Origin of the sequence: Nereida ignava, assembly GCF_001049735.1 — a bacterium.
Classification (GTDB): domain Bacteria; phylum Pseudomonadota; class Alphaproteobacteria; order Rhodobacterales; family Rhodobacteraceae; genus Nereida; species Nereida ignava.
Genome location: NZ_CVPC01000004.1, coordinates 91,945 through 116,010 on the forward strand (window position 1 = coordinate 91,945; position 24,066 = coordinate 116,010).

Annotated in this window: 24 protein-coding genes; 16 read left to right on the forward strand and 8 right to left on the reverse strand. The window is 54.5% G+C overall.

Going from position 1 to position 24,066, the window contains the following annotated elements; genetic code table 11:
• Positions 1-49: 49 nt before the first annotated feature.
• Positions 50-835, reverse strand: a complete 786-nt coding sequence (gene rpiA / locus NIG5292_RS04315) for a ribose-5-phosphate isomerase RpiA (RefSeq protein WP_048598271.1) — start codon at positions 833-835, stop codon at positions 50-52.
• Between the two features lie 190 nt (positions 836-1,025).
• On the opposite strand from rpiA, the gene NIG5292_RS04320 reads away from it, so the two are divergent.
• On the forward strand, positions 1,026-2,399 hold the full coding sequence (locus NIG5292_RS04320) for an L-serine ammonia-lyase (protein ID WP_048598272.1): 1,374 nt from the start codon (positions 1,026-1,028) through the stop codon (positions 2,397-2,399).
• A gap of 20 nt (positions 2,400-2,419) precedes the next feature.
• Here NIG5292_RS04320 and NIG5292_RS04325 read toward each other — a convergent pair whose 3' ends face one another.
• Complete coding sequence (locus NIG5292_RS04325; RefSeq protein WP_048598273.1) at positions 2,420-3,091, reverse strand: thiamine diphosphokinase; 672 nt, start codon at positions 3,089-3,091, stop codon at positions 2,420-2,422.
• A gap of 139 nt (positions 3,092-3,230) precedes the next feature.
• Here NIG5292_RS04325 and NIG5292_RS04330 point away from each other — a divergent pair, with 139 nt between their 5' ends.
• On the forward strand, positions 3,231-5,264 hold the full coding sequence (locus NIG5292_RS04330; protein ID WP_048598274.1) for a hypothetical protein: 2,034 nt from the start codon (positions 3,231-3,233) through the stop codon (positions 5,262-5,264).
• A gap of 76 nt (positions 5,265-5,340) precedes the next feature.
• On the opposite strand, the gene NIG5292_RS04335 is transcribed toward NIG5292_RS04330, so the two are convergent.
• Positions 5,341-5,589, reverse strand: a complete 249-nt coding sequence (locus NIG5292_RS04335) for a DUF2842 domain-containing protein (protein ID WP_048598275.1) — start codon at positions 5,587-5,589, stop codon at positions 5,341-5,343.
• Positions 5,590-5,623: 34 nt separating this feature from the next.
• Positions 5,624-6,919: an adenylosuccinate synthase gene (locus NIG5292_RS04340; RefSeq protein WP_048598276.1), complete on the reverse strand. Its 1,296-nt coding sequence runs from the start codon at positions 6,917-6,919 to the stop codon at positions 5,624-5,626.
• 213 nt (positions 6,920-7,132) lie between these two features.
• Between NIG5292_RS04340 and secG the strand changes: the two genes are divergently transcribed.
• From secG to NIG5292_RS04410, 14 genes are all read left to right on the forward strand, one after another.
• Positions 7,133-7,486, forward strand: coding sequence for a preprotein translocase subunit SecG (secG, locus tag NIG5292_RS04345; protein WP_048598277.1), 354 nt, complete (start codon positions 7,133-7,135; stop codon positions 7,484-7,486).
• Between the two features lie 216 nt (positions 7,487-7,702).
• Positions 7,703-9,346, forward strand: a complete 1,644-nt coding sequence (pyrG, locus tag NIG5292_RS04350) for a CTP synthase (RefSeq protein ID WP_048598278.1) — start codon at positions 7,703-7,705, stop codon at positions 9,344-9,346.
• A 173-nt stretch (positions 9,347-9,519) separates the two neighbouring features.
• Positions 9,520-9,954 carry a tellurite resistance TerB family protein gene (locus tag NIG5292_RS04355; RefSeq protein WP_048598279.1) on the forward strand — a complete coding sequence of 145 codons (435 nt, stop codon included), beginning with the start codon at positions 9,520-9,522 and terminating at the stop codon, positions 9,952-9,954.
• Positions 9,955-9,977: 23 nt separating this feature from the next.
• Positions 9,978-10,841, forward strand: a complete 864-nt coding sequence (locus NIG5292_RS04360; RefSeq protein WP_048598280.1) for a PhzF family phenazine biosynthesis protein — start codon at positions 9,978-9,980, stop codon at positions 10,839-10,841.
• A 40-nt stretch (positions 10,842-10,881) separates the two neighbouring features.
• Positions 10,882-11,175: a DUF1330 domain-containing protein gene (locus tag NIG5292_RS04365; protein ID WP_048598281.1), complete on the forward strand. Its 294-nt coding sequence runs from the start codon at positions 10,882-10,884 to the stop codon at positions 11,173-11,175.
• Between the two features lie 58 nt (positions 11,176-11,233).
• The gene (locus NIG5292_RS04370) at positions 11,234-11,668 is read left to right on the forward strand and encodes a tellurite resistance TerB family protein (protein WP_048598282.1); all 435 of its coding nucleotides are present in this window, start codon (positions 11,234-11,236) and stop codon (positions 11,666-11,668) included.
• A gap of 116 nt (positions 11,669-11,784) precedes the next feature.
• Entirely contained in the window at positions 11,785-12,555 is a 771-nt protein-coding gene (locus NIG5292_RS04375) for an ABC transporter ATP-binding protein (RefSeq protein ID WP_143081985.1), read from the forward strand.
• 40 nt (positions 12,556-12,595) lie between these two features.
• Complete coding sequence (locus tag NIG5292_RS04380; RefSeq protein WP_048598283.1) at positions 12,596-13,321, forward strand: transporter substrate-binding domain-containing protein; 726 nt, start codon at positions 12,596-12,598, stop codon at positions 13,319-13,321.
• A 108-nt stretch (positions 13,322-13,429) separates the two neighbouring features.
• On the forward strand, positions 13,430-14,311 hold the full coding sequence (locus NIG5292_RS04385; RefSeq protein ID WP_177193436.1) for an ABC transporter permease: 882 nt from the start codon (positions 13,430-13,432) through the stop codon (positions 14,309-14,311).
• Positions 14,311-15,117: an ABC transporter permease gene (locus NIG5292_RS04390; RefSeq protein ID WP_048598285.1), complete on the forward strand. Its 807-nt coding sequence runs from the start codon at positions 14,311-14,313 to the stop codon at positions 15,115-15,117. Before NIG5292_RS04385 ends, NIG5292_RS04390 begins: the two co-directional genes overlap by 1 nt.
• A 44-nt stretch (positions 15,118-15,161) precedes the next feature.
• The gene (locus NIG5292_RS04395) at positions 15,162-15,845 is read left to right on the forward strand and encodes a type 1 glutamine amidotransferase (RefSeq protein WP_048598286.1); all 684 of its coding nucleotides are present in this window, start codon (positions 15,162-15,164) and stop codon (positions 15,843-15,845) included.
• Positions 15,842-17,194 (forward strand): glutamine synthetase family protein, encoded by a 1,353-nt coding sequence (locus NIG5292_RS04400; protein WP_048598287.1) that lies wholly within the window; start codon positions 15,842-15,844, stop codon positions 17,192-17,194. Before NIG5292_RS04395 ends, NIG5292_RS04400 begins: the two co-directional genes overlap by 4 nt.
• A gap of 5 nt (positions 17,195-17,199) precedes the next feature.
• Entirely contained in the window at positions 17,200-18,513 is a 1,314-nt protein-coding gene (locus tag NIG5292_RS04405) for an NAD(P)/FAD-dependent oxidoreductase (RefSeq protein ID WP_048598288.1), read from the forward strand.
• A gap of 139 nt (positions 18,514-18,652) precedes the next feature.
• Positions 18,653-19,846: a DegT/DnrJ/EryC1/StrS family aminotransferase gene (locus NIG5292_RS04410; protein WP_048598289.1), complete on the forward strand. Its 1,194-nt coding sequence runs from the start codon at positions 18,653-18,655 to the stop codon at positions 19,844-19,846.
• Between the two features lie 20 nt (positions 19,847-19,866).
• Here NIG5292_RS04410 and NIG5292_RS04415 read toward each other — a convergent pair whose 3' ends face one another.
• The 4 genes from NIG5292_RS04415 to NIG5292_RS04435 all read right to left on the reverse strand — a co-directional run bounded on the left by NIG5292_RS04415 (position 19,867) and on the right by NIG5292_RS04435 (position 24,042).
• Positions 19,867-20,817: a LysR family transcriptional regulator gene (locus NIG5292_RS04415; RefSeq protein ID WP_048598290.1), complete on the reverse strand. Its 951-nt coding sequence runs from the start codon at positions 20,815-20,817 to the stop codon at positions 19,867-19,869.
• Positions 20,818-20,820: 3 nt separating this feature from the next.
• Positions 20,821-21,375: a polyhydroxyalkanoate synthesis repressor PhaR gene (gene phaR / locus NIG5292_RS04420; RefSeq protein WP_048598291.1), complete on the reverse strand. Its 555-nt coding sequence runs from the start codon at positions 21,373-21,375 to the stop codon at positions 20,821-20,823.
• Between the two features lie 213 nt (positions 21,376-21,588).
• A complete protein-coding gene (locus NIG5292_RS04430) occupies positions 21,589-22,026 on the reverse strand; it encodes a hypothetical protein (protein ID WP_048598293.1) in 438 nt (145 codons plus the stop codon).
• A 180-nt stretch (positions 22,027-22,206) separates the two neighbouring features.
• The gene (locus tag NIG5292_RS04435) at positions 22,207-24,042 is read right to left on the reverse strand and encodes a PHA/PHB synthase family protein (protein ID WP_082136627.1); all 1,836 of its coding nucleotides are present in this window, start codon (positions 24,040-24,042) and stop codon (positions 22,207-22,209) included.
• Positions 24,043-24,066 lie beyond the last annotated feature (24 nt).

Sequence of the window (24,066 nt, forward strand, 5' to 3'; positions counted from 1 at the left end):
GAGTTGAGAGCGCGCCATGCACCCCGTCATTTCCGAATAGGGCTAACAATTAGCCCAGATCGGCAAACAGGTTTTCATGTTCCATCAGATCGACGCTGTCATGTTCAACGGTACCACTAGAAATGTCTGTCACCTCAACGCGGCCATCACCGTGCCCCACGACAACGACATCACAAATATCGATAAACAGCCCGTTTTCCACAACGCCCGGAATTTGGTTCATCACAAGGCTCAACTGGCGGGGATTGCCGATGCGCTCAAGATGCAGATCAAGAATGTGGTTGCCCTCATCCGTTACGAACGGCGCGTCACCATTCATCCGTAGCGCAGTTGTGCGACCCAAAACGTCCATGCCAACCAGCGTTTCTTCCACGAGGGTTTTTGTGGTTTGCCAGCCGAACGGGATCACCTCGAGCGGCAGTGGAAACGCGCCGAGGGTGTCTACTTTCTTGGCTGCATCCGCAATCACGATCATGCGGTCGCTGGCCGTGGCCACAACTTTTTCCTGCAAATGCGCGCCGCCGCCCCCTTTGATAAGGCTTAGGTCCGCATCATATTCATCCGCACCATCGATGGTCAGGTCCAACCACTTGGCCTCATCAAGGGTGACCACTTCAATGCCCAGACTTTGGGCAAGTGCTGCGGTTCTGCTTGATGTGGGAACGCCCTTAATTTTGAGACCGTCGTTTTTCACGCGCTCTCCAAGGCAACGCACCATCCACGCCGCAGTTGATCCGGTCCCCAGACCGACACGCATTCCGGTTTCAACGAAATCACTCGCGCGCTTGGCCGAGACAAACTTGGCCTTCTCGATGGGTGACAATTCAGCGGGCATGGCAGTGCTCCTTATCTTTGCTGTTGCGCCGTCTATAAATCGCATCGGCCAAAGGTGCGAGCGGGTTTTGTACACAGCATTCAACAAGTCTGCGCCGCGCTTGATCCAAGCCCTCCGCCTCTGACCGAATGGCCCTTTGAAACGTCGCAATCAGACGTCCGCTTCGCCCTTAAGCAAGTATCACTTACATATGTTTTTATCTGTCTTTGATATGTTCAAAGTGGGCATCGGCCCATCTTCGTCTCACACAATGGGACCGATGGTTGCGGCTGCGCGCTTTTTGGACATGCTGCGCGCGGCTCCGTTCACAGCTCACGGGCTTAAGGCCTCTTTGCACGGCTCACTCGCCTTTACAGGCGCAGGTCACGCAACAGACCGCGCGACCATTCTTGGGCTGGCGGGCTTTTTGCCTGACACCTACGACGAGGCCAAAGCCGAGGCGGCGCTTACGGCGATCAACGCGGACAAGGAAGTCATCAATGATGGCCTACCAAATTTGCATTTTGATCCTGCCTCGGATCTGATTTTTGACTATGACACCCGCCTGACAGGTCACGCCAACGGAATGCGCCTGCAAGCCACCGATGCGCAGGGCGATATTATCTTGTCGCAGGTCTTTTACTCTATTGGCGGTGGATTTGTTCTCACCGAAGAAGAGCTTGCAAGTGGTGCTGCGACCGAAGAAGGCGCGCCCGTGCCCTACCCGTTCAAATCCGCCAACGAGATGATGGAAATGTCCGCGCAATCGGGCAAAACCATCGCCCAAATGAAAGAGGCCAATGAGCTTTCGCGCCGCCCCCGCGCGGACCTTGAAGCAGGCCTTACGCGCCTTTGGGACGTTATGAATGACTGTATTGATCGCGGGCTTGCCCGTGACGGCATCTTGCCCGGTGGTTTATCTGTGAAACGACGCGCCAAAAATATCCATGAAAAATTGTTGGCCGAACGCGGAATGAATCTGAATGCGCCGCACACGATCAACGACTGGATGAGCGTCTACGCAATGGCCGTAAATGAAGAAAACGCGGCCGGTGGACAGGTGGTCACAGCGCCCACCAATGGGGCCGCCGGCGTTGTGCCGGCAACCATACGCTACTACCTCGATCACGTGCCTGGCGCATCTGTCAGCCGCGTACCGGAATTTTTGCTGACCGCTGCGGCGATTGGCGGTTTGGTGAAATTCAATGCGTCAATTTCGGGCGCAGAAGCGGGCTGTCAGGCCGAAGTAGGTAGCGCCGCCGCAATGGCCGCCGCTGGCCTGACGGCTGTTTTAGGTGGCACGACTGAGCAAATCGAAAACGCCGCAGAAATCGCACTTGAGCATCACTTGGGCATGACCTGCGATCCGGTGCGTGGCTTGGTTCAGGTGCCCTGCATTGAGCGTAATGGCCTTGGCGCGATCAAGGCCGTGTCTGCGGCATCACTATCGATGCGCGGCGATGGAACACATCTCGTCCCGCTTGACGCGGCGATTGAGACCATGCGCCAGACGGGTGCGGATATGTCAGAGAAATACAAAGAAACGTCTCTCGGCGGTCTGGCCGTCAATATTCCGAACTGCTGACCACAACCCGTTTCAAGCACCTACCAGCTGGGTGCGGCACGTAATGCATCCGCCAGCACATAGATCAGCGTACGGGGCAAAATAAGCAACATTTTGGGATCGTATGTTTCGATTGTGACGGCGCCGCCCAAAGCCTCGTTCGAGGTGCCGATAGCGCTGTCGGGACTAAAACGAATGCCATCAAGCGCCCACTTCAGCCCAGTCGAGCTTGCCCGTGCGGGTCCCATCGGAAACAGTGAAACCCGCGTTTGCGCCGTCACATCCCTAAAATCAAGACGCGCTGGCGCAAGACAAACCGTATCGACCTCGCCCACCACGATGCAGCGAGACTTGGGTGCTTTTACAAGGCCGCTAAGCACAGCAAGGCTGTGATCCATGCGCGCGCCCGTAAACCCGATGGCATAGATAAGCGGCGCATCGATATTGCGCAGCGCTTTGTCGAAATCCGTAGTGTCTTGCTCGGACACTGCAATGACCCGATCCGCGAGTTTGTCATGGCCGGCTCCGCTGATACTGTCCAGATCGCCGATCACAAAATCAGGTGTCACGCGATTGGCCAAGGCTGCATCCGCCCCGCCATCCACAGCCACAACGCAACCACACTTAGACGCTAAAGACCAATCATCGCGATGAGTCGTACCACCACCAACAAGTAAAACGGGAGCGTTTTGTGAAACAATTGCTTTGGACATTTAACATTACTGCCTAAGTTGGAAACAGATCACAATTCTGCCTTGAAATAATACCGCCATCAACGCGGCATTGTTCAAATTTGACACATGTATCACGTTAAACCGTTCCCCGCTGGATTACAAAGAAAGCGAGTACACCATGGTAGGGCCAAATAAAATTCTAACAGTCTCATATGGGACGTTTTCATGCACGCTTGAGGGGTTCGACGACTCCTTCAATGCGATGAAAGCGATTGCGGAGTATTTCCGCGACCTTGCGGCTGAGGATCGCTACTTTGGCGCAGAACCACCCGTACCAGACGCAGAGATGCTGGCCCGTATTGCAGAGCGTGAAATTGAGCGGCGCGTGATTGGTCGCATTGAAGGCAATGACGTCAAACTCAGCGCTAGCCCGAGCAGCCCTGCCCCCGCACCAGCTGCCCAGCCCGACGTAAGCAGCCCGCAAAACGCGGCGACGGTGCCCAATACAGCCACAGCAAGCGGCCAATCACAGACTGATAGTGGCGTTGCAAGCGCTGCCGAAAAGCTCAAGCGCATCAGGTCCGCGGTCCAATCGTCTGCAGCAAACAAAAGCGAGGCCATGCGCAGCGCAGCACCAAACACCGCTGCGATTATACCCAACCCCAGTGAATTTATCGAAGATCAGCACGCCGATGCAGAACGTAGTATCGACACTGCCTTTGCGGATTTGCATACCAGCGATGACGCCCCAACAACAGATAACGCCGCCCCCGTCACATCAGTTGAAGCACCGACTGAAACCGAAACAGACTTAGCTGCGGACGATTTCGATATCGATAGCTTCATCTCGACTGTCGAAAACGATGAGGCCAACGACGCAGTTGCGCCCGCCCCCAAAGTTGAGGCCGCAACCAGCCCCGTTGCACGGGTTATCAAAGTCAAAAAAGCAGATCTTGAGCGCGCATTGGACAGCGGCGAGTTGGAAGAGTTGTTCGACGATGAAAGCGATGAACGGGAAGAAAACGAAGTCCTGCAGGACAGTAAGGTTGAAGCCGCCAGCCCAGCAGACGAGAGCGCCCAAGACGATGCTGATCTGATGGATGACCCTCTCGATGCAGAGGACGAAACTGACTTGGAGACAACAGACACCGCGACGGACAACCCGAAAATTATGCTCACAACACCCTCTTCCCTAAGCCCCGAGGATGAAGCGGATTTGCAAGCCGAACTCGCGGCGGCTCTTGCGGCCGAGGACGAAGTGCAAAACGTGGCCGAGGCGACCACCCCAGAATTCACTCCAGAATCTAAGCCGGAAACTGAAGCGCGCGCAAAGGACCCACGCGTGTCTAACCTTGCGACTAACACGCCTGACGAAGCCGCCACCGCCGAAAAAGATGACGCAGCAGACGCTCTTGCAGCAATGCTTGCCGAGGCGGAGGTCGATGCCCGCAAAGAAGCGGCTGCCCAAACTCGTGAAGACGCGCCAATTGATATGGAGCGTTTGATGCAGCAAGCGGACCGCGAGTTGGCTACCGCCGAAACCGGTCGCAAGCAAAACGCTATTGCGCACCTGAAAGCAGCGGTTGCATCAAAAGCAGCTGACCTCGCCGCGGGCTTTGGAAATGGCAATGCTGATCAGACGGATGAGTACCGTGCAGATTTGGCCGACGCCGTGCGCCCAGCGCCCGCAGCCCCGCTTAAGTTGGTGGCCGAGCAACGTGTAGACATTCCGCAAGCACCGAAACCTGAGATGCAAGATGAGGATACGACACTCCCTGTGCGTCCTGTCCGTCCGCGCCGTGTTGTTCGCGGGTCAAAACCCGTTGCCCAGCAAACCTCCGCTATCAATCCACAGACGGCCCCGCCCAAGGCACCAATAAGTCCGACCACTACGATTCCGGCATTTCAGGCCGAAAGCTTTTCAGAGTTCGCCACCCAAATGGGCGCACATGGACTTCCCGATTTGCTTGAGGCAGCGGCAGTTTATCTTGCAGTCGTCGAAGGGCAGCCAACGTTCTCGCGCCCACAGGTCATGTCAAAAGCAAGCAGCGCAAGTGACGACGGATTTAGTCGCGAGGACGGGTTACGATCGTTCGGACAGTTGTTGCGCCAAGGTAAGTTCCAAAAACAAAAACCAGGGCAGTTCGTGGTCCAAGAAACCAGCCGGTTTAATCCCAACCAAGAATTCGCCCCCCTGCGGCGCGAGGCTTGATAACGCCATTTAATTGAAAGACGTGGTGAGCAGAAACAAAAAAGCGGCCCCTGAATTTGGGGCCGCTTTTTTTCAATCAGTGCTGTTCATCTTCCGGTGGCGCATTCGGATCAGCTTGCCCAACCCCTTTGAAGACCGCCTTTAGTGGAAACGCCCATAAAACACCAAGTACGACAAATACGCCCAGCTCGACCCAAATGGAGGGCCGTCCCATCATGTCCCGGAGCAGATCAATGAGTGTCACCGCCATAACAATGTAAATCGGCACCCCAAAAATCAGGATAAACAGTGACCAACGTCTCTTTGCTTTGTGGCTTAGCGCCATTGGTGGCCTCCGGAAATGTTAAGGTGCGAATTTTTTAGTCCGCAAAGGGGTCTGTCACGAGAATGGTGTCTTCGCGCTCTGGTGAGGTGGAAACTAGGGCGACAGGACAGTTGATCAACTCTTCGATCCGGCGGACATATTTGATGGCCGCAGCAGGCAAATCGGCCCATGACTTTGCACCAGCAGTGCTATCTTGCCAGCCTTCAATTTCTTCATAGATCGGTGTCACGCGCGCTTGTTGGTCCGCGGCTGTTGGCAGGTAATCAAGACGCTCGCCATCCAGATCATAACCGACGCAAATTTTGAGCGTGTCAAAACCGTCGAGAACATCAAGCTTGGTTAGCGCGATACCAGAAACGCCGGACGTGGCGCAGGTCTGACGTACGATGGTCGCGTCAAACCAACCACAACGACGCTTGCGCCCTGTTGTCGTTCCGAACTCATGGCCACGCTCACCAAGACGTTGGCCGTCTGCATCTTCCAGCTCGGTCGGGAACGGCCCTTCACCCACACGGGTGGTGTAGGCTTTGACGATGCCCAAAACAAAATCAATCGCCGTTGGCCCAAGACCTGTACCCGTCGCAGCCTGCCCTGCGATTACGTTAGAAGATGTTACGAACGGGTATGTGCCAAAATCGATGTCGAGTAGTGCACCTTGGGCGCCTTCGAACAAAATCCGCTGACCGGCTTTGCTACGCTCGTTCAACACTTTCCAGACTGGTGCCGCGTAAGGCAACAACTGTGGCGCAATGGCGCGCAACTCGTTCAACAGTGCTTCGCGGTCTACGGGCTCGATGCCCAAACCTTTGCGCAGCGGGTTGTGGTGCTGCAACGCGCGATCAACACGCGCAACAAGTGTTGCATCATCAGCCAGGTCAGCTACGCGAACAGAACGGCGTCCCACTTTATCTTCATATGCGGGCCCGATACCGCGGCCTGTTGTACCAATCTTGGTGCCAGCGCTTGCAGCTTCTTCACGTGCGCGATCCAGTTCGCCGTGGATTGGCAAAATCAATGGTGTATTTTCAGCAACCATCAATGTCTCGGGCGTGATTTCAACACCTTGGGCACGGACTGTCTCGATCTCTTTCATCAAGTGCCATGGGTCCAACACAACGCCGTTCCCAATAACGGACAGTTTGCCGCCACGCACCACACCGGATGGCAGCGCATGCAACTTGTAGACGTTGCTATCAATAACCAGCGTGTGGCCTGCATTGTGGCCCCCTTGGAAGCGGGCAATGACGTCTGCGCGCTCTGAGAGCCAATCAACGATCTTACCTTTGCCTTCGTCACCCCACTGGGCGCCAACCACCACTACGTTTGCCATTGCGCTCTGCCTTCATGCCTAGAGATCAAACCGTGGTCCCTATAAGACAGAGGCACGGCAGGGGAAAGGGTGAAAGGCGCGCTCAAACCTCAAAGCTGATAGAGTTACCTCGGCAGCAGCGCCAAATGAATGATAAATCCCCTACATTCGGACCTTGCGACATTGGGCCGTTCCCACTACATACCGGCCAACCTTTGATAAACGAGCGTCTCCATGGAAAACGTACTGCTGATTGTTTTGTTGTTGCTAGCTTTGGCTTTGATCGGCGTTGTGCTGCTTCAACGGTCTGAAGGCGGCGGCCTTGGCATGGGCAGTGGTGGCGGCGGTGGCGGCGTTATGACCGGCCGCTCTGCAGCATCAGCCTTGTCAAAAGTGACGTGGATTTTGGGTATCGCGTTTATGACGGTCGCATTGCTAATGACCGTTTTGACGTCCCTTGATGGCAACGGCAGCTCTGTGGTGGATCAATTGGCACCTCCTTCTGCGGAGACAGCACCTGTGGCCCCGGCGGGCGCGGACTTACTGCCTCCATCCGCGGATGAGCCAGCGACACCGCGTGCTGACTAAATAACCCAACACAACATATGCCAGCCTAAACACCTGATCTAAAAGCGGCTTTCTTACACTATCTATAGTATATGGCGATATTAATTCCGCCCTATATTGCGTTTGACTGGTTGCGCGCCTCGTCCGAATCCTGATAGGATTAAATCCCGTGATACAGCGCATCTGAGGTGCTGTTTTGCACCGAGCATGCAACAAAACACGGGGATATCTCACACCATGGCACGGTTTATTTTTATTACAGGTGGTGTTGTTTCCTCGCTTGGCAAAGGCCTTGCATCTGCCGCTTTGGGCGCTCTTTTGCAGTCGCGAGGCTTTACTGTCCGCCTGCGTAAGCTGGACCCCTACCTCAATGTCGATCCGGGCACGATGTCACCGTTTGAGCACGGTGAAGTGTTTGTGACGGACGACGGCGCAGAAACTGATTTGGACCTTGGCCACTATGAGCGCTTCACCGGCGTCGCGGCGCGCAACAGTGATTCCGTCTCATCTGGTCGGATTTACTCAACCGTTCTCGAAAAAGAACGGCGCGGAGATTATCTGGGCAAAACAATCCAAGTAATCCCCCATGTAACCAACCAGATCAAAGAGTTCATCGACATTGGTGATGATGAAGTTGATTTTATGCTGTGCGAAATCGGCGGCACTGTTGGGGACATCGAAGGCCTGCCCTTCTTTGAGGCCATTCGTCAATTCGCCAACGATAAGCCACGCGGTGACTGTATCTTTATGCACCTGACGTTGCTGCCGTTCATCAAAGCCTCGGGCGAGTTGAAGACAAAGCCGACCCAACACTCGGTCAAGGAACTCCGCTCAATCGGGTTGGCACCGGACATTCTTGTTTGCCGTTCAGAGGGTCCAATCCCGGAAAAAGAGCGTGAAAAGCTGGCCCTTTTCTGCAACGTGCGCCCCGAGAGCGTGATTGCGGCGCAAGACCTTAAATCCATCTACGAAGCCCCACTGGCCTATCACCGTGAAGGCATGGACCAAGCAGTATTGGACGCCTTTGGCATTACACCTGCCCCGCAGCCCAACCTCAAGCGTTGGGAAGATGTGGCTGACCGCGTGTATAATCCCGAGGGCGAAGTCAAAGTCGCGATTGTCGGCAAATACACCCAGCTGGAAGACGCTTATAAGTCAATCAACGAAGCTCTAACCCACGGCGGCATGGCCAACCGTGTGAAGGTCAAAATTGAATGGGTCGACGCAGAACTCTTCGACCGTGAAGACCCTGCTCCACACCTTGAAGGGTTCCACGCGATTTTGGTTCCGGGCGGCTTTGGCGAGCGCGGCACAGAAGGTAAAATCAAAGCGGCAGAATTCGCCCGCACCCGTAAAGTGCCCTACCTCGGGATTTGCCTTGGCATGCAAATGGCTGTCATTGAAGCCGCACGAAATGTGGCTGGGCTGGCGGACGCCGGTTCCGAAGAGTTCGACCATGAGGCCGGCAAAAAGCGGTTTGAGCCGGTTGTCTACCACCTCAAAGAATGGGTGCAGGGCAACGCAAAAGTTCAGCGCAAGGCAGATGACGACAAAGGCGGGACCATGCGCTTGGGGTCATATGACGCGACACTGGTCGAAGGATCTAAAGTCGCCGAAGTGTACGGCACGACGTCAATCGAAGAGCGCCACCGCCACCGGTATGAAGTTGATACGAAGTACCGCAAGCAGCTTGAAGAATGTGGGTTGTTGTTCTCGGGCATGTCCCCAGACGGCACCCTGCCCGAAATCGTTGAGTGGCGTGACCACCCTTGGTTCATCGGCGTACAGTTCCATCCGGAACTGAAATCCAAGCCTTTCGCACCGCACCCCCTGTTTGAGGGGTTTGTGAAAGCGGCAAAAGAGGCTTCTCGCCTCGTCTAAACCCGCCTTGCTTTGTTGAAATACATGAAACGCGTCCCGCACCTGCAGGGCGCGTTTTTTTGCAACACTCCCCAAGACATGATTCGCCTTTTTCATTTTTCCCTTTGGAAACCGTCACCTCTGGGCCATTGCTAACGTAATGATCGCGAACAATCGCGGCGCTAGGAGCAGATATGATAGGCAGAATTTTTGGGGTGGTTTCACGACCGGCCCGACCCGAACCCGTTTTACCAGCACTCGATGACCACGTGACCCTTGCAGCACTGCTGGTGCGGCTTGCGCGTAGCGACGGCCCTCTCAACTTGGCAGAGATAACCACGATTGATGAGGTTCTAAAACGCCGTCTGGGTTTAAATGGTATTGCCGCGGCGCAATTGCGTGCATCCGGTGAAACGCTTGAACGCGAATACCCCCACACCGAAGCTCTGGGCCGTTTGCTAGCCCATGAGACACCCGCCCATGAGCGGGACGCTCTGATGGATGATTTGCTGCTTGTGGTAAATTGCGACGGCCCAGAAACGGGCCCCGAACACAACTTGATGGAGCGGATCGAAGCGCTCTTGCCCGCACCGGCGAAAACCATTCAAATGTACGGGACGATCAGCTAGGTCGTCCCTACAAGGTGGACCGGATGCCAACTCTCGACTTCACAACCTACGACGTATTCACGCAGCGCCCGTTCAGTGGCAATCCATTGGCCATTGTTGAGGGCGCAGACGATCTGAGCACAGCACAGATGCAAACAATTGCGCGTGAATTCAACTTGTCGGAAACCATTTTTGTGCAGACGGCAGATGATACTGCGAACACGGCTAAGGTGCGGATCTTTTTCCCAACCGCTGAAATCCCTTTTGCAGGTCATCCCACCATTGGCTGCGCGCTGCATCTGGCCAAAAAGCGTGGCTTGGATCATGTAGTGCTTGAAGAAGTTGCCGGACTTGTACCCGTCACAATTACCAACGACACAGCACAATTTACCGCGCCTGTTGTACCTTTTGACTGCAATATTGCCGTCAATCCTGAATTAGCCGCCTCCGCTTTGGGCCTGACCACCACGCAACTTGGCCCTCACACGGCAGGCGTGCACGAAGGCGGGCCGCGTTTTCTTTATATTCCCGTGGTGAATGAGGCCGCGTTGCAACAAGCGCGCCCACTCCAGCCCGCTTGGGATCAACTGATGCAAGCCTGTCAGTTGGACAGTGCGTATCTCTATACACCAAGCTTTAATGCGCGAATGTTTTCCCCCACTGCCGGTATTCCCGAAGATCCCGCAACAGGCAGCGCAAGCGCAATTCTGGCCAGCCAGCTTTTGCAAAACGGTGCGCTGGACAAAGACAGCACAACCAAACTGCAATTGACCCAAGGCGTTTCCATGGGGCGACCAAGCGAGATCTACTTTGAAGCGGATGTAGCAAGCGGCGTGCTGACTGCGGTGCGTATCGCGGGCAGCGCCGTGCCAATCTCACAAGGGCAAATTACCGTCCCTTCCGCCTAATCAGCCCACTTATTCACCCCATCACAAATCGGAGAAATACATGCCCAAAGGATACTGGATTGCGCACGGAGATGTCTCAGACCCTAAAGGCTATGAAGCCTACAAGGCCGCAAATGCCGCCCCATTCGCAGAATTTGGCGCGCGTTTTGTCGTCCGAGGCGGCGAACAAACCCTTGAAGAAGGTACTGCCCGCTCACGCACCGTCGTCATTGAATTCCCAAGTATTGAGGCTGCCTACGCTTGCTACAACAGCGCGGAATATCAAGCCGCCAAAGCCCTACGAGAGCCAATCGCATTGACCGATTTGGTTATCGTCGAAGGATATGACGGCTAGACGCTGTGCAGTCTGGCACGCCACTTGAAAGCCCTTTTGAAAAGCATAGATGTCGAATATGTTTGCACAACTTCTAAACCGCCTCACGGCCGATAAACCCGCCCAGCTTGCGGATGTGGACGCGCGGCTTGCCCTAACGGGACTGCTGGTCCGGCTTGCCAAATCTGACGGGGATTACGCGCTTGCGGAACAACAGCGCATCATGTCGATCATTCAGGCCCGCTACGGGCTGTCTGGCAGCGATGCTCAAAGCCTAAAACTGCAGGCCGAAGAGTTGGAAAAAGAAGCGCCGGACACAGTGCGCTTTACCCGCGCTATCAAAGATGCAGTCGCCTATGAAGACCGCATCGCAGTCGTCGAAGCGCTATGGACCGTTGCATTGGCGGATGGTGAGCGTGATGACGAAGAAGATTCGCTTTTACGCATGGTTGTGTCGTTCCTTGGTGTCTCTGATATCGACAGCAACTTGGCGCGCCAACGGATCAGCACTTAGGAAAGCTAAAAATAGCCATAGCGGCGCCAAGTTCCGCTGGGTCAAGTTTGGCGCATACCATTGCAATTTCTGTAGAATCGAAGTGTATTAAAGGGCTAACATTTGCAGGGATAGCTGTGACCACCGACACTGTCATCGAATTGAAGGATTTGCACAAATCCTACGGAGAGCTTGAGGTTCTTAAAGGGGTCGGTATCCGCGCGGAACGTGGGGATGTGGTTTCGCTCATCGGCTCATCTGGTTCCGGAAAATCCACGCTTTTGCGCTGTGCGAACCTGCTCGAAGATAGCCAGCAAGGCGATGTGATTTTCGAAGGCGATCCAGTAAATTGGCGCGGCACAGCCCAAGCGCGCCGCCCCTCTGATGCTGCTCAGGTTCGCCATATCCGCACTAATCTTTGCATGGTGTTCCAACAGTTTAATCTGTGGGCCCATATGACAATTCTTGAAAATGTTATGGAGGCGCCTGTTACTGTGTTGGGGCGCGCCAAGTCAGAAGTTGAAGCCTCTGCACGCAAATATCTCGAAAAAGTTGGCATTGGGGACAAATGCGATGTGTATCCCGCACAGCTTTCTGGTGGCCAGCAACAGCGTGCTGCCATCGCGCGCGCCCTGTGCATGGAGCCAAAGGCCCTGCTATTTGACGAGCCGACGTCCGCCCTTGACCCAGAGCTTGAGCAAGAAGTGATCCGCGTGATCAAAGACCTTGCCGCTGAGGGGCGCACGATGCTGATCGTTACCCATGACATGAACCTTGCCCGCGATGTGTCTGATCACGTTGTGTTTTTGCACCAAGGGCTGATCGAAGAAGAAGGCGCACCTGACGAGTTGTTTGGCGCGCCAAAATCCGAGCGTTTGCAGCAATTTCTTTCTGCTGGCAGCGCATAACAACACCAGTACCGACTTAATGAGACAAGGGAGAAACCTCATGAAGACACTAATTACAGCAACCGCTTTGCTTGCAATCACCGCAGGTGCTGCACTCGCAGGTAGCCACTCTGTGGTTCGTTTGGGAACCGAGGGCGCCTACCCTCCCTACAACTTCCTCAATGACGCAGGCGAAGTTGATGGCTTTGAGCGCGAAGTAGGTGATGAGCTGTGCGCACGCGCTGAACTGACATGCGAGTGGGTCACGAACGAGTGGGACAGCATCATCCCGAACCTCGTATCCGGCAACTACGACGCAATCATCGCAGGCATGTCCATCACAGCCGAGCGTGACGAAGTCATCGATTTCACAACACCTTACACACAGCCTGATCCCTCTTCATTCGTAGCAGCATCTGCTGACGTTGATCTGGCAGGTGGCGTGATCGCTGCGCAAACTGGTACGATCCAAGCGGGCCACGTTGCCTCAATGGGCGCGACACTTCTCGAGTTCGCAACACCAGAAGAAACAGTTGCAGCCGTGAAATCAGGCGAAGCGGACGCTGTCCTTGCAGACCGTGCATTCCTCGAGCCAATCGCAGCTGAAGATGCAGACCTGCAAATGGTCGGCGATGACGTATTGCTTGGCGGCGGCATCGGCATGGGCATCCGTGAAAGCGACACAGAGCTGAAAGAGAAATTCTCTGCAGCAATCGAAAGCATGAAAGCAGACGGTTCACTGAACGTACTGATCGCAAAGTGGCTGCCTGAATCCGCCCCTTTCTAAGCGGTCAAAACATCCCGAAGGGGCGCTTGGCACACAAGCGCCCCTTTTGATATGTGGTGACCACCCCCAACCCGCCAACATTTCGGCCATAACCCGCAGAGGCCCGCCATCTTTGAATTTTGCTCAGACCCCAGCCTGTTGGCTGACTGGCGCTGGATGGCGTGTTATCTGACCACCGGTAAGCACATGTCGCTTTACTGGTCCGTGGGCACGGTTCTTTTACTGTTGGCGATTACTGCACCCGCTGCTTTGATGTTTGGTTTTGGCGGTGCGGCTGCCGCGCGATCATCTTTTACGCCACTGAGATGGTTTGGAAAAACATACATGGCGCTAATACGCGGCGTGCCGGACATTGCCTTTTTCCTCTTTTTTGTGATCGCATTAGACCAAGGTTTTGAATGGGCCCGCCACCAAGTCCTGTGCCCTGACTGGACAGATGCAATCCGTCAAGGCAACGATTTTGTCGTCTGCGCCGAGGCAAAACTGCCCCAAGGCAACGCACCGCAATGGGTCCATGAGGTCTACGGCTTTTTCGTAGCCGTGCTGACGTTTGCCATCGTTTTCGGGGCTTTCGCAGGCAACGTTTTGTTTGGCGCTATGCGTGCTGTTCCAGCCGCGCAACTCGAAACGGCGGCGGCATACGGCATGAGCAAGCGCCAAACCTTCTGGCGCATCTTGGTGCCGCAAATGTGGGTATTTGCTCTGCCCGGCCTGTCGAACCTCTGGATGGTGCTGATCAAAGCGACGCCGCTTTTGTTTTTGCTGGGCGTTGAGGATATTGTCTATTGGGCGCGTGAACTAGGCGGTACAAAAAACCCGCGCTTCACAGATTACCCCCACGGCGATTGGCGGATGTGGTATTTCTTGGCGCTGCTCGTCTTTTATTTGGCCTTTACCAAAGTCTCTGAAGTGGTTCTTGACCGCGTCATGGCGCGCTTGACCCATGGACAGGCCACAGCCGCTGGTGAAGCCCAAAGAAAGGCCACGTGATGAGTTGCACCCAAACCATCCTTGATTACGGTCTACGCGCCATCGGGTACGGCGAACGGCTTTTGCCGCGCAGTGATTTTACGTTGTGTCAACAGTTTACGCTGATCGGGTCAGGCATGATCTGGAACATCTACTTTGGCTTGTTCGCCCTGATGTTTGGCTTTTGTTTCGCGGTCGCTCTTGCTATGGGAAAAGACAGCCCAAGGGTGCTTTTGCGCAAACCCTCCGAATGGTTCATTTTTATATTCCGCGGATCACCGCTCTTTATTCAGTTCTTTTTCGGATACTTCGTCTTTTTATCGCTCAAACCAATCCATCCAATGTTCGAAAGCCTTTCGGCGGCGTGGCTCGGTGCGTTAATCGTGCTCTTTTGTAACACCTCCGCCTACTCAGCCGAGATATTTTACGGCGCGCTGAAATCAATTCCCAAAGGCGATACTGAGGCCGCAGACGCATATGGGATGAGCGGCTGGCCACGGTTCAAGCGGATCGTTTTTCCAACGATGTTGCGCCTCGCGTGGCCTGCCTACACCAACGAAGCGATTTTTCTGTTTCACTCAACCACGTTGATTTTCTTCACCGGATTTCCTGCGCGCCAACAACGCGGAGACGCGCTGTATTACGCCAGCTACTTCGCGGACAAAACGTTCAACCCGTTTGTACCCTACCCGATCTTGGCGATGTATTTCATTCTTGTGACCCTGTTGATTATTGGCGTCTTTGGCATTGCCAACAAACGACTTAATCGCCACCTTCCGTCACAAGCGCGCCCCAAACTTCGGTTGCGTCCACAGATCATCCGCTAAGCACGGATCATCGCCCTATTTTCGCAGTCAAAGGACACCACGCGATGCACATCGGTATTTTGCAATGCGGTCACACCCCTGACTTGGTCAACGCAAACCATGGCGACTTTGACGCCCTGTTCACGCGTATGTTTGACGGTGAAGGGTTCAGCTTCACGACTTTCAATGTTGTCGATGATGAGTGGCCCGAAGATCATCTAACTGCAGACGGTTGGCTGGTTACAGGGTCCAAACATGGCGCCTATGAAGATCATGCATTTATCCGGCCGCTCGAAGAATTCATCCGCGCAGTAGATCAAAGCCATCGCCCCATGGTGGGCATCTGCTTTGGGCATCAGATCATCGCGCAGGCCTTGGGCGGTACAGTTGAGAAATTTGCTGGCGGTTGGGCCGTTGGCCGCCACACGTATGATTTTGAAGGCACGGCCCTGTCGTTCAACGCGTGGCACCAAGATCAGGTCGTTAAGCGCCCTGAAACAGCCAAAGTTGTGGCCACGTCTTCTTTTTGTGAGAACGCCGCGCTGCGCTATGAGGACCGAATTTTGACAACGCAGGCGCACCCTGAAATTACTAACGCTGTGCTGCAGGATTATCTGGCCGCCCGCGGCACAGATCCTCAGTATCCGACGGCTTTGATTGAGCAGGCCAAAGCACATGTGGATACCCCAAATGATGAATGGGTCGTCGCGCGGATGCTGGCGCATTTTTTGAAAGACAACGCACCATGACATGGACTGCAAACCTTCCAACACCGTTCCACGACTACTTGGGCGAGAACCGTCTTGATGAAGTCGAATGCATCATCGGTGACTTGTCTGGCATCGCGCGCGGCAAAGCCGTTCCCGCCAAGAAATTCGCAAAACAATCCCAGTTCTTTTTGCCCAATTCGATCTTCTTTCAGACCATCGCCGGTGGTTGGGGCGAGGCCGCAGGCCCTGAAGGCTGGATTGAGCCGGACATGACCCTTGTGCCCGACATGAGCACAGCCACGGCCGCCCCGTGGACTGGTGATTGGACCCTGCAAGTCATCCACGATGCGGTTACCCGCGAGGGCGAACCTGTGCCAATGGCACCGCGCAACGTATTGAAACGGGTTGTTGCCGCCTATCACGCACGCGGCTTGAACCCTGTTGTTGCCCCTGAGATGGAATTCTATCTGGTTGGTCGCAACACCAATCCCGCCAATCCGATTGAACCAATGATGGGCCGTAGTGGCAGGCCAGCTGCCGCACGCCAGGCGTATTCAATGTCAGCGGTCGATGAATATGGCCCCGTGATTGACGACATTTACGATTTCGCCGAAGCGCAGGGATTTGAGATTGACGGCATCACCCAAGAGGGCGGCGCAGGGCAGCTAGAGATCAACTTGCGTCACGGCGATCCGGTCAAACTTGCTGATGAAGTGTTCTACTTCAAACGCCTGATCCGCGAGGCAGCCCTGAAGCACGACTGCTTTGCAACTTTCATGGCCAAACCAATCGAGGGCGAGCCCGGTAGTGCGATGCACATCCACCACTCGGTCCTTGATCAAGACGGCAACAACATCTTCTCTGCGGCAGATGGTAGTGAGACTGACGCTTTTTACCACTTTATCGCAGGGCTGCAAAACCACGTGCCTTCAACCATCGCCGTGCTGGCGCCCTACGTGAACAGCTATCGGCGGTACGTCAAAGATCTGGCTGCGCCGATCAATCTGGAATGGGCTCGTGATAACCGTACAACGGGCATCCGTGTGCCCATTAGCGATGCTGCTGCACGGCGGGTTGAAAACAGGTTGGCGGGCATGGATTGTAACCCGTACCTCGCGATTGCTGCCTCCTTGGCGTGTGGGTTAATGGGCCTTGAAGAAGCACGCGCGCCACGCCCTGAATACCGCGGTGATGCCTATGACGCGGATGAAGACATCCCCCGTGGCCTGTTCGCAGCACTTGAACTTTTTGATAGTGCAGAGCGGCTCAAAGACATTCTGCACCCTGAATTTGCACGGGTGTACTCCATCGTAAAGCGTACGGAATACGAAGAGTTTTTGCAGCAAATCAGCCCTTGGGAGCGTGAGCATCTTTTGCTCAATGTATGACCTGAATGAACTGGCTTTTTGCAAACGAAGCACAGGGTGTGATGCCCGAAAGCTGGTACGCAGCAACTGCTGATGCCCCTGCCCCGCACCCTGTTTTGCGCGGAGATCATCGCGCTGATCTGTGTATCATTGGCGCGGGCTACACGGGTCTGTCTGCTGCACTTCACGCAGCCAAAGCGGGCATGTCGGTCATTGTTCTTGACGCCCACCGTGTGGGATGGGGCGCATCGGGACGAAACGGCGGCCAAGTTGGAACAGGCTTGAATTGGGACGTTAGCGTGCTCGACAAAACATTTGGCAAACAACGCGCCGATGCACTTTGGGCCATGACCGAAGACGCCAAAAAACTCACCCGCTCACTGCTTGCCGAACACGCGCCTGACGCTGACTACACCGCAGGCTTGCTACAAGCGGCCGTTACCGCGCAAAAAGCCGATGAGCTTGCTCAAGAAGCCGAGTTAATGCGCGCACGCTTTGGATATGACACCACCATGTGCGACGCAGCACAGGTTGAGGCCCATATCGGAACAAAAGCCTACTCAGGCGCAGTCCTTGATATGGATGCGGGCTATTGCCACCCGCTTCGCTACGCCTTCGGGCTTGCGCGGGCCTGCGACGCGGCTGGCGTGCAGATCTTTGAACGGTCCACAGTTCATAAAATTGACGTCAGTACTGATCACAATTCCGCCCGATCACCCCACACCGTGCGCACAGATGCTGGCACGGTTTCGGCAAAGTTCATCTTGCAAGCCACAAATGGCTACGGCGCGCATCTAAACCGCAAAACCGCCGCCCGCGTATTGCCCATCAACAATTATATCGCGGCAACCGAGCCTCTTGGCGCGCGCGCGCCCATCAAGAAACTAATGGCCGTGTATGACAGCAAGTTCGTGCTGAATTACTTTTGGCAATCCCGTGACGGACGACTTATTTTTGGGGGTGGAGAAAGCTACGGCAAACGCTTTGGCGAGATTGAGCCGCGCGTCAGAAAGCAGCTATCTGAAATTTATCCAGAACTCTCTGACGTCAAATTTAGCCACAAATGGGGCGGCACCCTCGCCGTTACCGCAACACGTTTACCATTTGTGGGCCAAGTCGTGGACGGGCATTACAGTGCGGGCGGCTACTCAGGCCACGGGCTTGTGCTTGCCACTTTTGCGGGCCGAGCCTGTGTGAACGCGATGCGCGGCGATACCGGTGAGTTTGACATGCTGCAAAACCTTCCGTCGCCCGCGCTTCCGGGCGGCGCTGTTCTTGGCGGACTAATTACCAACGCCGCAATGCGGTGGATGGCGCTCAAAGACAGGCTGTTTCACTAAGCGCACAGCCCACCCATCTTCTGACACAGGTCCAAGACAACAACACGCCCCGGTCGTATTGCCGCGGCGCTCAATATTTATAGACCGATAGCTTTTAGTATTTTACAATTATCGAAATTAGTTTTCGGAACGTATAAAAATGCTAGATCAAGCTCAGCCCACCAAAGCGCCCTCTGACCTTCACGCAGCCGAACCCATCCCCGCCGCTGTGCGCGATGAAATCGAGCGGCTTCTTAGCTCAGGCGATCTGTTCCGCTATACATCCCAGAACGCACCCGTCACTCTGCTCGAACGAGAGTTTGCCGTACAGCTTGGCAGTACATACGCGCTGGCGGTGTCATCATGTTCAGCGGCATTATTTCTGTCCCTTAAGGCGCTAAACCTGCCGCGTGATGCGCGGGTTCTTATTCCTGCTTTCACATTCGCAGCCGTACCATCATCTGTGGTCCACGCGGAATGTGTTCCAGTCCTTTGTGAAGTTGGCGAAAACTACCGGATTGATCTGAACGATTTTGCGGGCAAACTTGATCAAGATATCAGTGCTGTCATCATCAGCCATATGCGCGGCCATACCTCTGACATGGACGCCATTATGCGTCTTTGTGATGCGCGCGATATCCCAGTTATTGAGGATGCTGCACATTCCTTGGGTACGACATGGCACGGCAAAAACATTGGTACGTTAGGGCGGGTCGGATGCTTTTCGTTTCAATCCTACAAGCTCCTCAATGCTGGTGAGGGCGGCATTTTGATTACTGATGATGCGGACTTGGTTGCGCGCGCCACCATCATGTCCGGTGCCTATGAGCACGCTTGGGAGAAACACGATATCGCCGCTGAAACCGTTGAAAAGTGGCAAAACAAACTGCCGATTTATAATTTGCGGCTGTCCAACATGTCTGCGGCGATCGTGCGCGCGCAACTGCCGGAAATTGCGCGGCGTGTTGCGGACGGGCGGCGCAATCATGACCGGCTAGCCGAACAGCTAAATCGCCACCCCAATGTGACGGTGCCCGAAAAACTTGACCCCGAAAACCGCGCACCTGACAGCATCCAATTCAATCTGACCGATATGACTGATGCTGCGGTCACCGACTTTGTCTGCCGCGCGGACGCACAAGGCATCAAAGTACAGGTCTTTGGCATGTCAGCAAACAACGCGCGCGCATTTTGGAACTGGCAGTTTTTGAATGATACCCCAGAGCTACCCAAAACCCGCGCGATGCTGATGCGCGCCTGTGATGTTAGGTTGCCCGCACGCCTGACACCGCAAGACTGCGACATGATCGGAGAAATATTGCTAAACTCATTGCCTAGCGGCGAGTTGAATTAGCCACGTAACAGTGACGCGCGCTACAAAATGGTCAGCGCATCCCTAAGCCACGGGTGCCGCTGTGATGCCGGTTTAACGATCATCTCATCAAGATGGCCTTTGAGGCGTGCAGCCGTTTGTTCAGGCATATCACGCAAAATACCGCGACGCGCCGTCAGGCTGATTGTCCGGCTTAACGCGCCAAAGGGCAGCGGGGCCACATCAACCTGTTCGCGGAACCGGTCTGCGCGCAGCCAGCCGAGGGGTGTGAAAATAGTCCAACCCTGCCCTGCAGCCACCATCGCCATGATCGCGTGATAGCTATCGAGTTCAAACTGATGTGCAAGGTTCAGCCGCTGTCGCGCCAAATGAGCCGTGATCGAGCGGCCCATGTGGTGGCGCTGCGTGTACTGAATAAGAGGCATTTTCTTAAGCGCGTCAGCGTCTGTGGGTTGGCCTTTGGGCACGGCAACGATGAAGTCTTCCCTCATCAATGGGTGCACATCCATCCACTCGCCGGATGCACCAACATCTGCAGCCACGACAATATCCAGCGCGCGGGCGTCCAGCAGATCAAACAGCCGGTGCGAGGCCCCCGTCTCTAACAAGAACTGACACCCTTTCAGATCATTGGCCATGCCAGACAGAAGGCGCGGTGTCACATCTGCATCAAAATCCTCAATCATCCCAAGGCGAAAGCTGGTCAGCGCCTGCCCATCAAGAGCCAGTTCACTGCGTGCTTGTGTTGCCTCGTTAACGATGTTTTGTGCGCGCAGCCGGAACGTCTCACCAGCAGGGGTTGGCAGCACGGGGCGATGCGAGCGGTTCAACAGAGTGACCCCGATGGCGCCTTCAAGATTGGTCAACTGCTGACTAACCGTGGCCGGAGATGTGCCAAGCCTGCGTGCGGCCGCACTGATGCTTGCCTCCTCGACAGTAGCCAAAAATACTTCGATGCCCCAGAGGGTGAAACGGTCTTGAGATGCGCGCATGGACTAGGACAGTTTGGAAAGTTTATCTTGCAGCTCTGCCAGTTGCTTTTTGATATCGCTTAGGTCTTCGCCCTTTGGCGCGGGGGCTTCGTCTTTCGCAGCAGGCGGTGTCGCAAATCCAGTCATGCCGCTGGTCATTGCCTTCATGAAGGCTTCTTGTTGGGCTTGCATCGCCTCAAATCCGGGCATTTTGGCCATTGGATTGATTGTGCTCATGCTATCAACCACTTTTGATTGCCCATCACGAAGCATATCAAACGACATCTGCAAAAACTGCGGAACAACGCTGGCGGTCTGGGTCGTATAGCTACGCACCAAATCATTGAGCACACCAACAGGTAAAACGCTTTCACCGCGACTTTCGTGATCTGCGATAATCTGCAGCAAATACTGGCGGGTTAAATCATCGCCTGATTTCAAATCGACAATCTGAACTTCGCGGCCTTCACGAATGAAGCTCGCGATATCTTCGAGGGTCACGTAATCGCTGGTCTCGGTGTTATAGAGCCTGCGGCTTGCGTAGCGCTTAATTAGCAATGTCGATTTTTCTTCAGCCACGCGACGATCCTCCCAAGATGGTTCACTGGCGATTAGCCTATGCGCGTGCAGCAAAAAAGGAAAGAGATCTTGTGATCGTTCAAAGCTGCGGCGCAGCACAGACTGCACAGGGAACGTACCGCAAAGAAAAAGCGGGCGCCAAAGCTGGCACCCGCTCTTTTGTATCCGCGTCAGTAATTTGGAGGAATGACGCGGATGAGCCTAAGGGGCTATTTACTTAGATGTGGCTTTTTTCGTTGCCGCAGTCGCATCAGCAGTCGCTTTTTTAACTGCTGCTGTTGTCTCGTCCGACATGTCTTTGCCAGCAGCCAAAACCAACTCGACTGTTTCTATCTGAACTTTTTTCGCAACTTCTGCGAAAGCTGCCATGTATTCAGCAGAGGCTTCTGCAGAAGCAGAGGCGAAATCTGTCATCGCTTTTGCGTAATCAGCAGGCTCGGCTTGTGCTTTGGTAACACCAGAAAGCTTAGTCAGCGTTTCTTTGGTCCATTTTGCAGAAATCTCGGAAGATTGGTCTGCTGCACTCAATGCAACTGCGGAAAGTTTTTCAGACAATGAAGCCTGCGTTTTGAACGCGTCTGTCATTGCGGATGTATCCACAGGGAATGCGCCCATCATGTCTTTCATTGCGGCTGTGAAATCTTGTGCCATTGGTCATACCTCTTAAATTCGCCAGCAAGACAACCCTGCTGTTTTCTGCGTCTGTAGTATTGATACATGCTGCATCGCAGCAAATCAAGCTTTTTCTGCAATGCAGCATTGGACAAAAAAGAGGTTAACAATCAAAGAACTAGCGAAACGCAGCCCCAAGGCAGGCTTCAGATGCGTAAATTATTTTGGCAGCACATATGTCCCCGGCGCGTCACAAATCACTTTGTGAGTCGCCTCGCCAGGCATACGCGCCTTGCACATCTTGCCGGAACGGGTTGCCAGCCAATCGCCCCACGTCGGCCACCACGAAGATTTCGGCGTGAACTCGGCCGCCTCTTGCCACGCTTCGGCGGTGCCTGACATGTCAGGATTTAGGTAGTGCCCATATTTGTTGCGGCTCACCGGATTGATGATGCCCGCGATATGTCCTGACTGGGACAGAATGAACGTTTTGTCTGTGCTGCCCATCTTCTGAATGCCGGCATAGCTGGATTTCCACGCAGCAATATGATCGGTCTCACAAGCAATGGCGCAAACAGGGACCGTCACATCGCTGATGTGAAGGGTTTCGCCCAACAGCTCAAACCCAGTTGAGGCAAACTCATCGCGCTGGCACAGGCCGCGCAAATACTGGATCGCCATCTTGCCCGGAAGGTTGGTGCTATCGCCGTTCCAATAAAGTAGATCGAACGCGGGCGGGGCCTCGCCCAACATGTAACTGCGGATCGCCGGACGATAAATCAGATCGTTCGAACGCAGATAGCTGAACGTGCGGGACATGTAATAGCTGTCCAAAATGCCGTCTTTGCTGCACTGGTATTCAATACCGTCAACAAAATCATCGTTAAGGAAAACACCCACTTCACCACGATCAGAAAAATCCGTGAGGGTCGTGAAAAAGCTAGCCGCGTTCACCGACGTATCGCCGCGCTTTTTCAGCAATGACAAAGTCAACGACAGCGTGGTCCCCGCGATACAGTACCCGACAGCATTGACCGATTTGACATCACAAATTTGCTTAACCTGCTCGATGGCTGTCAAATACCCGCTCTCGACATACTCCTCCATCCCGACGTCTGCATAGCTGTCATCTGGGTTTACCCATGAGACAACGAACAGCGTAAACCCTTGATCGACGATCCATTTGATCAGGCTGTTTTGCTCTTTCAGATCGAGAATATAGAACTTGTTAATCCAAGGCGGAAAGATGATCAGTGGCGTCTCATGAACCTCGTCTGTGGTCGGCGTGTATTGGATCAGCTCAAACATGCGGTTACGAAAAACCACCTTACCTTGGGATGTTCCGAGGTTTTCACCAACCGTGAATGCATTTTTGTCCGCAAGCGTAACCAGAAGATCACCGTCGTTTGCCTCAATATCGCGCACCAAATTTTCCAGGCCTTGCACCAGCGAGGCACCATCGGTTTCCACCGCACGCTCAAGCGCATCTGGGTTGGTCTGCAAAAAGTTCGTGGGCGCCATCATATCCACAATTTGCTGAGTGAAATATGACACGCGCTTGCGGTCTTCGGGGGCCAACCCATCAAGCGCGTCAACCGCATCAGACATCGCTTGTGCGTTCATCATGTATTGTTGCTTGATGAAGTTAAAATACGGATGGCTCTGCCACAGCGGGTTGGAGAACCTGCCATCAGAAGGGGTCTCGTCGGCTGGTGCTTCAAGCTTTCCTGCCGCCAGCGCACTCTGCGCCTCAACGAAATGCGCCATTGATTTGCCCCAAAAGGCAACCTGCTGTTCAAACAGTTTTGATGGATCACGAACCGCCTCGCTCCAAAAACTGGCAGCGGCCTTCAACATCAAGTCTTGGCCCGGCCCCTCAAGCGAGGGATTTACCTGCCGCTTGTGCTGCACTGCAGCAGTGAGCCGTTTGGACAATTCTTCGACTTTCGATAGGTTTTGCGCAAGTTTTGTTGAGTGCCCACCAACCAAAAGGTCATTTGGTCGATCGATTGTTTCAGAAGGACCCCCACTGATAGAAGTTTCTTTGGTTGTCATATCGATCTAAGCCCCATACCGTGC

Excerpts from the sequence above, each read along its gene's own strand:
- rpiA (WP_048598271.1), bottom strand. The coding sequence starts at position 835 with ATGCCCGCTGAATTGTCACCCATCGAGAAGGCCAAGTTTGTCTCGGCC.
- NIG5292_RS04320 (WP_048598272.1), top strand. The coding sequence starts at position 1,026 with ATGTTTTTATCTGTCTTTGATATGTTCAAAGTGGGCATCGGCCCATCT.
- NIG5292_RS04325 (WP_048598273.1), bottom strand. The coding sequence starts at position 3,091 with ATGTCCAAAGCAATTGTTTCACAAAACGCTCCCGTTTTACTTGTTGGT.
- NIG5292_RS04330 (WP_048598274.1), top strand. The coding sequence starts at position 3,231 with ATGGTAGGGCCAAATAAAATTCTAACAGTCTCATATGGGACGTTTTCA.
- NIG5292_RS04335 (WP_048598275.1), bottom strand. The coding sequence starts at position 5,589 with ATGGCGCTAAGCCACAAAGCAAAGAGACGTTGGTCACTGTTTATCCTG.
- NIG5292_RS04340 (WP_048598276.1), bottom strand. The coding sequence starts at position 6,919 with ATGGCAAACGTAGTGGTGGTTGGCGCCCAGTGGGGTGACGAAGGCAAA.
- secG (WP_048598277.1), top strand. The coding sequence starts at position 7,133 with ATGGAAAACGTACTGCTGATTGTTTTGTTGTTGCTAGCTTTGGCTTTG.
- pyrG (WP_048598278.1), top strand. The coding sequence starts at position 7,703 with ATGGCACGGTTTATTTTTATTACAGGTGGTGTTGTTTCCTCGCTTGGC.
- NIG5292_RS04355 (WP_048598279.1), top strand. The coding sequence starts at position 9,520 with ATGATAGGCAGAATTTTTGGGGTGGTTTCACGACCGGCCCGACCCGAA.
- NIG5292_RS04360 (WP_048598280.1), top strand. The coding sequence starts at position 9,978 with ATGCCAACTCTCGACTTCACAACCTACGACGTATTCACGCAGCGCCCG.
- NIG5292_RS04365 (WP_048598281.1), top strand. The coding sequence starts at position 10,882 with ATGCCCAAAGGATACTGGATTGCGCACGGAGATGTCTCAGACCCTAAA.
- NIG5292_RS04370 (WP_048598282.1), top strand. The coding sequence starts at position 11,234 with ATGTTTGCACAACTTCTAAACCGCCTCACGGCCGATAAACCCGCCCAG.
- NIG5292_RS04380 (WP_048598283.1), top strand. The coding sequence starts at position 12,596 with ATGAAGACACTAATTACAGCAACCGCTTTGCTTGCAATCACCGCAGGT.
- NIG5292_RS04390 (WP_048598285.1), top strand. The coding sequence starts at position 14,311 with ATGAGTTGCACCCAAACCATCCTTGATTACGGTCTACGCGCCATCGGG.
- NIG5292_RS04395 (WP_048598286.1), top strand. The coding sequence starts at position 15,162 with ATGCACATCGGTATTTTGCAATGCGGTCACACCCCTGACTTGGTCAAC.
- NIG5292_RS04400 (WP_048598287.1), top strand. The coding sequence starts at position 15,842 with ATGACATGGACTGCAAACCTTCCAACACCGTTCCACGACTACTTGGGC.
- NIG5292_RS04405 (WP_048598288.1), top strand. The coding sequence starts at position 17,200 with ATGAACTGGCTTTTTGCAAACGAAGCACAGGGTGTGATGCCCGAAAGC.
- NIG5292_RS04410 (WP_048598289.1), top strand. The coding sequence starts at position 18,653 with ATGCTAGATCAAGCTCAGCCCACCAAAGCGCCCTCTGACCTTCACGCA.
- NIG5292_RS04415 (WP_048598290.1), bottom strand. The coding sequence starts at position 20,817 with ATGCGCGCATCTCAAGACCGTTTCACCCTCTGGGGCATCGAAGTATTT.
- NIG5292_RS04430 (WP_048598293.1), bottom strand. The coding sequence starts at position 22,026 with ATGGCACAAGATTTCACAGCCGCAATGAAAGACATGATGGGCGCATTC.
- NIG5292_RS04435 (WP_082136627.1), bottom strand. The coding sequence starts at position 24,042 with ATGACAACCAAAGAAACTTCTATCAGTGGGGGTCCTTCTGAAACAATC.